This is a genomic window from Micromonospora sp. NPDC048835, from assembly GCF_040649995.1.
In the GTDB taxonomy this organism is placed as follows: Bacteria; Actinomycetota; Actinomycetes; order Mycobacteriales; family Micromonosporaceae; genus Micromonospora.
This window is the reverse complement of the sequence record NZ_JBEZGM010000013.1, coordinates 70,491-82,264: the sequence shown is the minus strand read 5'-3', so window position 1 is coordinate 82,264 and position 11,774 is coordinate 70,491. Positions and strand designations below refer to the sequence as shown.

Genomic DNA, 11,774 nt, shown 5'->3' with positions numbered 1-11,774 from the left:
AGCCGGCTCGTACGATGCTCCGGTGAATCTTCGAGGTACGGTCCGCGCCGATCGTCCGTTGGTGGTGCTCGCCGTCGGTGCGGAGGCCCGCTACCTGCCGCCCGAACTGCCGGTCCTGCTCACCGGCATGGGCAAGGTGAACGCCGCGAGCGCCGTCGCCGCCGTACTCGCCGCCGGGCCGCGCCCTTCGTTGCTGCTCAACCTGGGTACGGCCGGCGCGTTGCGCCCCGGGTTGGCCGGCATCCACGAGATCGCCACGGTGCTCCAGCACGACCTGGACACCGACCTGCTGCGCACCCTCACCGGCGAGACCTACGGGGCGCCACTGGCGCTGGCCGCCGAGGGCGCGGTGCTGGCCACCGGCGACACGTTCGTGGCCGACGACGGGGCGCGGGACCGGTTGGCCCTGCGCGCCGACCTGGTCGACATGGAGGGGTACGCGGTGGCTTGGGCCGCCGCGCAGGCCGGCGTGCCGTGCCGGCTGGTCAAACAGGTCAGCGACGAGGCAGGGGAGGGCGCGGCGCGCACCTGGCAGGAGTCGGTGGACGCGTGCGCCCGGGACCTCGCCGAGTGGGCCGCCCGACACGTCGCCTGAGCGGGTCGGGTCAATCGCCGGGTTGCCGGAACCGCAGGCCCGGGGTGGTCTCCCGGGCCGCGCCGGGGAGCAGGACGTGAGCCCCCAGCCCCAGCGCCACGACCACGGTGACCAGCACCGGCGGCCAGTGACCGGCCCAGGGCAGCACCAGCAGCGGCAGAACCAGGCAACCCATCCGCCACCACGGCACGTTCGTCGACACCAGCAGGGTGAACAGCGCGCGGCCGATCACGAACAGGATCGGACCGCCGATGATCAGCAGGAGCCACCGCGCCGGTGTCGTCCCGGTCGGCTGCGAGACGACCAGGTCGAACGCGGCCGCCGTACCGACCACGCCGGCAAGCATCACCAGATGGGTGTACGGGGCCACCCGGGCCGGTCGGCCGGCCCTCGCTCCGGCCTCGAGCAACTCGCCGGCCCGGAAGACGTAGACCTGCCACATCAGCAGCATGACGGCGAACGCGCAGAACAACGAGGTGACCCGGTCACCGTCGAGATCGGTACGGCTGACCCGCATGGTGGGCACCAGGATGATGTCGCCGAGCGCCAGGATGACGAACTGCTGGTACCGCTCGCCCAGGTGCCCGGTGGTCCGCTCGTACTGGTCGATCGGCACCCGGCCCAGCCAGGGCGTCGGGTAGCGGGCCGCCGCGGAGAGCAGGTCGATCGCGATGGCGATGGCCCAGAGCGGCCAGTTCACCTCGCCGGTCACCGCGCCGCCGAGCCAGAAGACACCTGACACCACGAACCAGAACAGGAACCGGGTGGCCCGGATCGTGGCCACCCGGTGGCGCTGCCGTTGCAGTGACGTGATCAGGATGATGCCGCGCAGCACGTGCGTACCGACGTACGCGACCGCGAAGATCAACGCGTGGCCGCTGGTGACCATCGGCAGGGACGCCGCCATCCCCACCGAGCCGACCATGGCGATCATCAGGATGAACTGGATGGGGCGCTGCTGCGGGTCGTAGAACTCGGTCGTGGTGGCGGTGACCGACCAGGTCCACCAGATGGCGGTCAACATCAGCAGCACCTTCGCGCCGCCGGACCAGGAGAGGTTCTCGGTCAACAGCGTCGACGTCAGTGCGAGGGCTGCCACGAACACCACGTCGAAGAGCAACTCCAGCAGAGTGGCCCGGGTCGACCCGTCCGGCCGGCGTACCAGTGCCGCGGTGCCTCCGGTGGTCATGCCCGGCCTCCCGCCGTGTCTTCGAGGATTATCGGCGGTGCCGGCGCGGCCCGTCCCCGGATCGGCGATTCCCGCCGTTCGGGGAAGAGGGCGTCCGGAGGTTGCCACGGCGTCGCAGACCGGGCGATGCTTTAGCGCATCAATCAATCTCGATCTCTTCGGAGGTTCGGATGCGTCGCTCGCCGCTGGCCGCCCTCGTCCTGACCATCCTGCTGCTCGTCGCGCCCGGCGCCGCGCAGGCCGCCGTCCCCGACCGGGCCGCCGCACCCGCACCCGACCCGGTGACCCTGCTGACCGGGGAACGCACCCCGGGCACCGCCTGGGGCCTCGACCCCGCCACCGGCCGGATGACCCTCACCGTCGACGACACCGTCTCCTCCGGCGAGCTGACCGCCCTGCGGGCGGCGACCGACCGGACCGGCGTGGTGCTGCGCCGCGAACCCGGAACGCTGCGCCCGCTGATCGCCGGCGGGCAGGGCATCTACGGCGGCGGCGCACGATGCTCGCTCGGCGCGAACGCGCGCAGCGGCAGCACCTACTACGTGATCACCGCCGGGCACTGCACCGCCGCGGCGGCCACCTGGTACACCGACAGCGCCCAGACGACAGTGCTCGGCACACGTACCGCCACCAGCTACCCCACGAACGACTACGGGCTGATCCGTTACACCGGCCGGATCGCCCACCCCAGCGCGGTCTACACCTACCCCGGCCTGCTGACCATCAACGGCCCCGGCACCGCGTACGTCGGTCAGGCGGTGTGCCGCAGCGGCACCACCACGGGGGTACGCTGCGGCACGGTCACCGGTCTCAACCAGACCGTCAACTACGCCACCGGCGTGATCTACGGACTGATCCGCACCAACATCTGCGCCGAGCCGGGCGACAGCGGTGGGCCGCTCTACGTGGCCTCCACCGGCACCATCCTCGGCATCCTCTCCGGCGGCACCGGCAACTGCACCGCCGGCGGCACCACCTACTACCAGCCGATCGCGGAGGTGTTGGCCGCGTACGGGTTGACGTTGCCCTGACCGGCGGGACGCCGCTTGCCCGTCCCGCGTGGGACACCTAGGCTCGGCGACGCCCAGCACCCCCGCCCCGAGGACGTGTGCCAGATGCCGACCGCCCCCCGACCTGACCCGGCGAGTGTCCCGGCCGGCCTTCCGTCGGTCGAGGTGGCCGCGGTGGGGGAGACGATGGTGGTGCTCTGCCCCGCGCCGGGTGAGCCGCTGGAGCATGCCGAGCGCGTCGCCGTCTCGGTCGGTGGGGCCGAGTCCAACGTGGCCGGTTACCTGGCCCGCCTGGGTCACCGGACGACCTGGGTGAGCCGGGTCGGCGACGACCCCTTCGGCCGGGCCGTCGTCCGGCACGTCGCCGCCGCCGGCGTCCGCGTCGACCAGGTGTGCGTGGACCCGGCCGCACCCACCGGCCTGTACGTCAAGGACCCCGGCCCGGAGGGCACCTCCGTGCACTACTACCGGGCCGGGTCGGCGGCGTCCCGGATGAACCCCGCCACGCTTGCCGACCCGGGGCTGGCCGGTGCCCGGGTGCTGCACCTGTCCGGGATCACCCCGGCGCTCTCCGCGTCCTGCCGGGCGCTCGTCGAGCACGCGGTGACCGACCGGCCACTGGCGCAGGCGCTGGTCAGCTTCGACGTCAACCACCGGGCCCGGCTGTGGCCCGCCGAGCAGGCCGCGCCGGTGCTGCGCGACCTCGCCAACCGCTGCGACCTCGTCTTCGTCGGGCAGGACGAGGCGGAGACCCTCTGGGGCACCAGCGACCCGGCGGCCGTCCGCGCACTGCTGCCCGCGCCGCAGACGGTGGTGGTCAAGGACGGCGCGGTCGGTGCCACCGCACTGGACCGCGACGCCGAACCCGTCTTCGTGCCCGCTCCCCTGGTGACGGTGGTGGAGCCGGTCGGCGCCGGCGACGCGTTCGCCGCCGGCTACCTGGCCGGGCTGCTCCGCGACCTCGGCCCGGTACGGCGGCTACGCCTCGGCCACCTCGTCGCCGCGCAGGCGTTGACAAGCAGCGGCGACAACGCCCCGGTCCCGGAATGGGCCTGGTTCGAGAAGCTGATCGACGCTCCCGCCGACGCCTGGTCGCCGCTCGACCTGACCAGCCCGGCGGCGACGGCCTGAGTCGGGCCGTCCGCAACAGTCTCACCGCGACCCTGGATGGAGTGCACCATGACCACACCGGACTTCGACCACATCTTCGGCGGCGCCCGGGTGATGGCGATCCTGCGCGGCCTGCCGGTCGCCGAGACGGTACGACTCGCCGAGCGTGCCTGGGACCTCGGCATCGACGTGGTGGAGGTGCCGGTGGCCACCGCCGACGCGGTGCCCTCGCTGCGGGCCGCCGTCCAGGCCGGCGCCGACCGTGACCGGATCGTCGGCGCCGGCACCGTAATCGACATCGAACAGGTCGCCGCGGCGGCCGACGCGGGCGCCCGGTTCACCGTCGCGCCCGGCCTGGACCTCGCAGTCGCCGACGCCGCTGCCGCGCGGGGCCTGCCACACCTGCCCGGTGTGGCCACCCCCACCGAGGCCCAGCAGGCACTACAGCACGGCCTCACCTGGCTCAAGGCGTTCCCCGCGATCTCCCTCGGGCCGGCCTGGTTCAAGGCCGTGGCCGGCCCGCTGCCGCAGCTGCGCTTCGTCGCCACCGGCGGCCTCGACGCCAGCAACGCCGACGCGTTCCTGCAAGCCGGCGTACGCGTCGTAGCCGTCGGCTCCGCCCTGGCCGACCCAACCCAACTGGACGCCCTAGCCAAGCTGACCCGCCAAACCCCCTAACATCCCCCCCAACCCCGCGCCCCTGCCTCCCCGCCCCGCCCCGCCCGCCCACCCCGCCCGCCCGCCCCGCCCGCCCACCCCGGCGTCGATCAAGGAGTTGTGGTGGGGTGCAAAAGCCGCTTTCCATCTGATGCCTGGCACCACAACTCCTTGATCGACGAAGAAGGGCGGTGGGGGGCGCCCCGCCCGCCCCCGCCCCGCGCGCCGATCTTGCACTTACTGACGTCGATGTGCCCCTATTCGCGGCTTCTGTCGGGACAGAAAGTGCAAGATCGACGCGCCGAGAGTGGGGACGGTGCGGAGGGTGGGGACGGCGCGCGTAGGGCGGGGACGGCGCGCGGAGGGGAGAGCGGGAGAGGCCGGGGTGGCGGGGTTGCGCCATGGCGTAGGTGCGTCGGGGTTCGGGGCGCGGTTGGGGTGGGCTTTACGTCGATGCTGTGGTGCGTACCACTTCTCGACACAAAGAGGTCATCGTGGCTCTGTCTCACCGGCGCCGCCGATCCGGGCTGATCGCCCTCGGCGCCGCCCTCACCCTGGCGGCCGGGTTCATCCCACCCGGCGCGGGAGCGGCCGCCGCCCCGCCGAACAACCCCGACCGTCCGGCGGGGCAACCCCCGGCCGCGGCCGGACGCGCGTCCACCGTCACCCTGATCACCGGTGACACGGTCACGGTCACCACCGCGGCGGACGGCAGCACGGTCTCCACGGTGCGCCGGCCGGACGGCAGCACCCCGAGTTTCCACCGCACGGTGCGCGACGGCGACACCTACGTCTACCCGGACGCCGCACTGTCCTTTGTCACGAGTGGTGTGCTGGACCGGCGACTGTTCAATGTCACCGACCTGATCGCCGACGGCTACGACGACGCGCACACCGACGCGCTTCCGCTGATCGTGACGATGACCGACGCGGCGGCCCGCAACCGCACCCGACCGGCGGTGGACGGTGCCGAGCTGGTCCGACCGTTGGACAGCGTGCAGGGCGCGGCGTTGACCCGCAAGCGGGCGACCGCCGACCGGTTCTGGACGGCGCTCACCGCCGGTTCGGCGGCCCGTCGGGCGGGTGCCGCCCCGACCCTGACCAACGGCATCGCGAAGGTCTGGTTGGACGGCCGGGTGCACGGCGACCTTACCGAGTCCACCGCACAGATCGGTGCGCCGAAGCTGTGGGCCGAGGGCAACACCGCAAGCGGCGTCGACGTCGCGGTGCTCGACTCGGGGGCGGACGCCGAACACCCGGACCTCGTCGGTCAGATCGCCGAGTCCAGCAGCTTCGTGCCGTCGGAGCCGGACATCCTCGACTACAAGGGCCACGGTACGCACGTCGCCTCGACGATCGCCGGCACCGGCGCGGCCTCCGGCGGCGTCGAGAAGGGCGTCGCCCCGGGCGCCCGGCTGCACGTCGGCAAGGTGCTCAACAGCGAGGGCAGCGGCCAGGACTCCTGGATCATCGCCGGGATGGAGTGGGCGGCCCGGGAGCAGAAGGCCCGGGTCGTCAGCATGAGTCTGGGCGGCGAGGCCACCGACGGCACCGACCCGATGAGTCAGGCGGTCGACCGCCTCAGCGCCGAGACCGGCGCCCTCTTCGTGATCGCCGCGGGCAACAGCGGCCCGGCCACCATCGGCAGCCCGGGGGCGGCGAACTCCGCGCTCACCGTGGGCGCCGTCGACAGCTCCGACCACCTTGCCGACTTCTCCAGCCAGGGGCCCCGCGCCGGTGACGGCGGCCTCAAGCCCGAGATCACCGCCCCCGGCGTGGACATCCTGGCGGCCCGCTCGCACCTCGTGCGCGGCGGCTCCGGGGACTACACGTTGATGAGCGGCACGTCGATGGCCACCCCGCACGTGGCGGGCACGGCCGCGCTCGTCGCCGCCGCGCACCCGGACTGGACGGGCCAGCGGATCAAGGAGGCACTTGTCAGTACGGTCAAGGCCACCCCGGAGTACAGCCCGTACCAGGCGGGTGCCGGCCGGGTCGACGCGGTGGCTGCCGCGCACGCCACGGTCTTCGCCACGCCGAGCGCCCACTCCGGCTTCCAGGCGTGGCCGCAGCAGCCCGGCATGATCGTCGACCGGACGGTCACGTACACGAACGTCGGCGGCACGCCTGTCACCCTGAAGGTGGCCCTCGACGCGGCTACCGCTCCGGCCGGCCTGTTCGCGCTCTCCGCCGACCGGGTCACCGTGCCGGCGGGCGGCACCGCCACCGTGACGGTGACCGCCGCGTACGACAAGCTGCCGGTGGAGAAGCAGGTCAGTGGCATGATCGTCGCCACCGACGACACCGGTGCGGTCCGTGGCCGCACGCTGATCGGGGCGGGTAAGGAGGGCCAGCGGCAGGACCTGACGCTCGTCGCGAAGGACCGCGACGGCAAGCCGCTCGTCGGCAAGGTCATCCTCACCACCGACGGTCTGTTCACCGCCGTGGACCTGCCGGAGAGCGGCACCACGACCCTGCGGCTGCCGGTCGCGACCTGGTCCGGTTGGATCTCCGCGGACGTGCGCGGTGTGCACGGGCCACGTTCCAAGGGCATGGCGATGCTCAGCTTCACCGACGTCACCCTGGACCGGGACCGGACCGTCACCCTCGACGCCCGGGCTGCCCGGCAGGTGCGGGCCGTCGTGCCGCAGGAGGCAGGTGCCACGTCGCTGCGGATGGACATCCACAGGTCCTCCGGGGGCAGTCTCACCGAGAGTCAGGTGCTGCCCGACGACTCGTACGACAGCATGTGGGCGTTGCCGACGGGCCGTAAGGTCACCGACGGGGAGTTCGAGTTCGGTGCCCGGTGGCGCCTCGAACAGCCGGCGTTGACCGTGTCGGCGGGCGGCCACTCGTACGACGACCTGGTGGTGAAGCGCGCGACCCCGGCGCTGCCGGAGGGTCGCCGCCAGTTGGACGCGATCCACGTCGCGGACGCGTCGGCGGCCGGGTTGGCGAAGCGACCGGTCCGGGACCGGGCCGTGGTGGTCCGCCGCAGTGACAGCGTGGACATCGCCACCCAGGCGCAGGCCGCCGCGGCGGCCGGGGCCAAGCTGCTGCTTGTCGTCAACGACGGTGTCGGGCGGCTCCAGCCGTGGGACGAGTTCGCGTGGAGCCCGGAGAGTCCCGCCCCGCTGACCGTCGCCACGCTCGGCGCCGACCAGGGCGACCAGCTCATCGCCTCGTTGCAGCGCGGCGCGGTGCGGCTGACCGTCGAGTCGCACCCGGAGACCAGCTACCTGTACGACGTGGCGCACCACTGGACCGGCGCGGTGCCGGGCGACCTCACCTACCGGCCGACGAAGCGGGACCTGGCCCGGGTGGACGTGGAGTTCCGCAACTACCGGCCGGGCAAGGCGTTGGAGTTCCGCACCGACATCTGGCGGGGCTGGGCGTCGAGCAACCAGGAGACCGCCCCGGCGCAGGGTCGGCGCACCGACTGGGTGAGCGCCGACCAGCGGTGGGTCGACGACGCGTACATCGCCGGTGAGACCGGCCAGCACCTGATGGGGGTGACCGCGTACCCGGCCGGCAAGCCGAGCACCGTCAACTGGTTCGGCCCGATCCAGCGCCCCCGGATGGGCGGCAGCTACACGCCGGTGCGGTACCTGGACACCGTCTACCTGCCCGCGCCCGGCTGGGGCGACGGTGGCGGCCACATCGGTGAGGCGTACGCCAACTTCGACATGGTCAACCGGACCACCCTCTACCAGGGGGACCGGGAGCTGAGGTGGGGCAACGCCGAGTACCTCCAGGTCGGCGGTCTGGCTGAGCAGCGACTGCCGTACCGGCTGGTGGTGGAGAACGACCGGGCCGCCTGGACCAACCCGTACTCCCGCAAGACCCGCACCGAGTGGGGCTTCAGCTCGGCGGCCACCGGGGAGGAGTCGGCGGAGGTGCTGCCGATGATCCAGCTGGACTACCAGGTGGCCATCGACCGGGACGGCAAGGCGTCGCGGCGTGCTCCGCTCACCGTGGTCGCCTCGCACCTGCCCGGCGTCGCCGCCACGATCGGCGCGGTGACCGTGGAGGTGTCCTACGACGACGGGGCGACCTGGCAGAAGCCGCGGCTGACCCGGCACGGCGACGGCTGGCGTACCTCGTTGGCCGCACCGGCGAAGGCCGGCTTCGTGAGCCTGCGCGCCACCGCGCGGGACACCGCCGGCAACACCGTGAGCCAGAGCATCACCCGGGCGTTCGGCCTGCGCTGACGCCACGGCCGCCGGTCGGGGTGCCCCGCGCACCCCGACCGGCGGCCCGTGCCCGGTTCAGCCCGTGCCGGAACCCGGTGACCTCACTGCGGTAGTGCTGTTCATCGGTGCTCATCTGGCTCCTCGACGAGGCGGTCCCAGTCTGTCGTGACCGGCAGCAACTCGCCGGCCAGCCAGGCGGGGCTCTGGTCGTCGTGGTGCGGGTCGCCGGGCACCCCGCAACTGCCCAGCGGGACCACCCAACGGCTGTCCGCACGGTGGGCCAGGTCCCAGACGAAGCGCGCCGCCGGCCCCCGGAAACACCAGTGGGTGGCCCCGGGCACGCTCGAGGTGGCCAGCACGCAGTCGTGGTCACCGTCGAGCCGGGGGCCGGGGCCGGCGTCCGGGTCGGGCAGGGCCCGCCACGACGCCAGCCGGTGCAGGTCCCCCCACGGCGCGGCCGTGGCCGCCGCGTCGGCGACCTCCTCGGCCGCCGCGCCCACCAGCGCGCCGACGTCCACACCGGGCAGCGGCGCCGCGCCGAGCAGGTGCTCCAGCGCGTAACCGACGCGCGGCGTCAGCGCCAACCAGGGCGCGAACACCTCGGGGTACGCGGGCGGCTCGGCCAGCGTGGCCAGCGCGGGGTGGGCGGCGATCCGGCGTACGACAGCCGCCCGCAGGATGGCGTAGGCCGCCGCGTCCGTGCTGTCGGCGGCCATCCGGCGGTCCCAGTTCAGCAGCCGTTCGCGCAGCGCGGCGGCGGCCGGGCCGAGCCCCGTCGCCCCGGCCAGCACCGCCAGCAGTGGCCCGGCCGCGCCCAGGTACGTGTCGGTGTGCACGGTGGACATCTCGTCGGCCGTCCAGGCCGAACGGGTGTCGAGCAGTTCGGCGATGCGGCGCGCCCGGTGCGGTGCGGCGAACTCCACCCCGAGTGGCGCGGCCAGCCCACGCTCGTTTGCCATCACCGCCCGACCGACCACCTCGGCGCGCGGCATCGGCGCGTACCAGCCCCGCCAGGAGTGCGCGGCGTCCCATCCGGGGACCACCCGTCGGCCGTTCTCCGGGTGTCGGACCGGCACCGCGCCGGCGACCCGGTGCAGCAGCCCTCCGGCGGTGTCCGCCGCCTGCACCACGTTCACCGGCTCCACCCAGTGCCGCAGCGCGTGGTCCACCTCAGCCACGGTGCGGGCGCGCAGCAGCTCCGGCAGCGTCGCGAAGCCGAGGTCACCCCGGACCCGGGGCGGGTAGCGCAGACTGACGGCGGTCTCGTCGTCCGGCCCACCGGCGATCACCGGACCACGGTCGGTCTCCACCACCTCGACCTCGACCGGGTCGGCCCCGGCCACCTCGATCGTCTCCACGTGGTGGTGCACCGGACGCCAGCCCTGCGGGCCGAGCGCCTGCACCCCGGGGCCGTCGCGGCGCAGCCGCTCCGCGTACACGTCCTGGTAGTCGGCCATCGCGTTGGTGATGGCCCAGGCCACTTCGCCGGTGTGCCCGAAGTGGGCGATGCCCGGCACACCCGGCACCGCCAGCCCGAGCACGTCGTACTCCGGGCAGGCCAACCGGATCTGCTGGTAGACGCCGGGATCCTCGATGAAGCGGTGGGGGTCGCCGGCGAGCAACGCGGCCCCGGTGCCGGTGCGCTCGGCGGCGAGCAGCCACCCGTTGCTGCCGGCGACGGCCGGGCCGTCGGTGGCGAACCTGTCGGCCGCGTCCGGCCCGAGCCGCTGCGCCACGTGCTCACGCCAGAGCTTGCCGGGGAAGCCCGCGAACAGAATGTGGTGGCCCAGCCAGACCGCGAGCGGTGTCCACGGTTCCCACCGGCCCGGGCGCAGCCCGGTGGCGGCGAACTCCGGCGACCGGGCCGCGCCGGCGGCGAGACCGGCGTTGACGCCGTCCACGTAGGCGTCCACCCACTCGGCGGTCGCCGGGTCCAAGGCGGCGTGGCAGCGGCGCGCGGTGTCGTCGAGCCGGACCTGCCGGACGAAACGGTCCCAGCCGAGCGCGTCGGGGCCGAGGAACGCCGCGCTGCTGCCCCGGGCCCGGTGCCGTTCCACCTCGATCTGCCAGGCCCGGTCGTACGCGGTCACCCGGCCCTGCTCGGTGGCGAGGGCGAGCGGGTCGTCGGCGCGCAGGTGCGGGACGCCCCACGGGTCGCGGAACCGTCGCGTGCTCACGCGGGCTCCGGGGCCAGCGTGGTGGCGCGACGGCGGGCCGCCGGGACGACCAGCGGGGTGCCGGTCTCCGGGTCGTCGATGACCCGGCAGGGCAGCCCGAACACCTCCGTCACCAGGTCGGCGGTGACCACCGATGTCGGCTCCCCGGCGGCCACCACCCGTCCGTCGCGCATGGCGATCAGGTGGGTGGCGTAGCGGGCGGCGTGGTTCAGGTCGTGCAGCACCGCGACGAGCGTACGGCCCTGCTCCTCGTGCAGTCGGGCGCAGAGGTCCAGGATCTCGATCTGGTGGGCGATGTCGAGGTACGTGGTCGGCTCGTCGAGCAGCAGCAGGGGCGTCTGCTGGGCCAGCGCCATGGCGATCCAGACCCGCTGCCGTTGCCCGCCGGACAGCTCGTCCACCGGTCGGTCGGCGAGGTCGTCGACTCCGGTCGCGGCCATCGACTCCTGGACCACCCGTTCGTCCTCGCGCGACCACTGCCGCAGCAGCCCCTGGTGGGGGTAGCGCCCCCGGGCGACCAGCTCGGCCACGCTGATGCCGTCGGGAGCGATCGACGTCTGCGGCAGCAGTCCGAGCGTACGGGCCACCGTGCGGGCCGGCAGATCGTGGATGTCCCGTCCGTCCAGCAGCACCGCTCCGGCGCTGGGGCGCAGCATCCGGGACAGCGCGCGCAGCAGCGTCGACTTGCCGCACGCGTTCGGGCCGATGATCACCGTGAAGGATCGGTCGGGCACCGCCACGGTCAGGTCCTCGGCGATGGTGCGCCTGTCGTAGGCGAGGGTCAGCGCGGCGCCGCCGAGCCGGGAATCGCCGGGTCGCATGGGTGCTCCTTCAAGGGCGTCA

Annotated in this window: 9 protein-coding genes; 5 read left to right on the top strand and 4 right to left on the bottom strand. The window is 73.7% G+C overall.

Translation table 11 applies throughout. From position 1 onward, the window contains the following. Positions 1–22: 22 nt before the first annotated feature. On the top strand, positions 23–595 hold the full coding sequence (locus tag AB0C15_RS17635) for a nucleosidase (protein WP_357353060.1): 573 nt from the start codon (positions 23–25) through the stop codon (positions 593–595). Between the two features lie 10 nt (positions 596–605). Here AB0C15_RS17635 and AB0C15_RS17630 read toward each other — a convergent pair whose 3' ends face one another. Further along, a complete protein-coding gene (locus AB0C15_RS17630) occupies positions 606–1,784 on the bottom strand; it encodes a low temperature requirement protein A (protein ID WP_357353058.1) in 1,179 nt (392 codons plus the stop codon). A 170-nt stretch (positions 1,785–1,954) separates the two neighbouring features. Between AB0C15_RS17630 and AB0C15_RS17625 the strand changes: the two genes are divergently transcribed. From AB0C15_RS17625 to AB0C15_RS17610, 4 genes are all read left to right on the top strand, one after another. Continuing rightward, positions 1,955–2,815: a S1 family peptidase gene (locus AB0C15_RS17625; RefSeq protein WP_357353056.1), complete on the top strand. Its 861-nt coding sequence runs from the start codon at positions 1,955–1,957 to the stop codon at positions 2,813–2,815. Positions 2,816–2,899: 84 nt separating this feature from the next. Next, positions 2,900–3,925, top strand: coding sequence for a sugar kinase (locus AB0C15_RS17620; RefSeq protein ID WP_357353055.1), 1,026 nt, complete (start codon positions 2,900–2,902; stop codon positions 3,923–3,925). A 48-nt stretch (positions 3,926–3,973) separates the two neighbouring features. Next, complete coding sequence (locus AB0C15_RS17615) at positions 3,974–4,582, top strand: bifunctional 4-hydroxy-2-oxoglutarate aldolase/2-dehydro-3-deoxy-phosphogluconate aldolase (RefSeq protein ID WP_357353053.1); 609 nt, start codon at positions 3,974–3,976, stop codon at positions 4,580–4,582. 473 nt (positions 4,583–5,055) lie between these two features. Next, on the top strand, positions 5,056–8,772 hold the full coding sequence (locus tag AB0C15_RS17610) for a S8 family serine peptidase (protein ID WP_357353051.1): 3,717 nt from the start codon (positions 5,056–5,058) through the stop codon (positions 8,770–8,772). On the opposite strand, the gene AB0C15_RS17605 is transcribed toward AB0C15_RS17610, so the two are convergent. From AB0C15_RS17605 to AB0C15_RS17595, 3 genes are read right to left on the bottom strand one after another with little or no spacing between them, the layout of a single operon-like run. Beyond that, positions 8,747–8,887 (bottom strand): hypothetical protein, encoded by a 141-nt coding sequence (locus tag AB0C15_RS17605; protein ID WP_357353049.1) that lies wholly within the window; start codon positions 8,885–8,887, stop codon positions 8,747–8,749. The genes AB0C15_RS17610 and AB0C15_RS17605 overlap by 26 nt on opposite strands. After that, positions 8,874–10,931 (bottom strand): penicillin acylase family protein, encoded by a 2,058-nt coding sequence (locus AB0C15_RS17600; protein WP_357353047.1) that lies wholly within the window; start codon positions 10,929–10,931, stop codon positions 8,874–8,876. Before AB0C15_RS17600 ends, AB0C15_RS17605 begins: the two co-directional genes overlap by 14 nt. After that, positions 10,928–11,752 carry an ABC transporter ATP-binding protein gene (locus tag AB0C15_RS17595; RefSeq protein ID WP_357353045.1) on the bottom strand — a complete coding sequence of 275 codons (825 nt, stop codon included), beginning with the start codon at positions 11,750–11,752 and terminating at the stop codon, positions 10,928–10,930. Before AB0C15_RS17595 ends, AB0C15_RS17600 begins: the two co-directional genes overlap by 4 nt. Between the last annotated feature and the right edge of the window lie 22 nt (positions 11,753–11,774).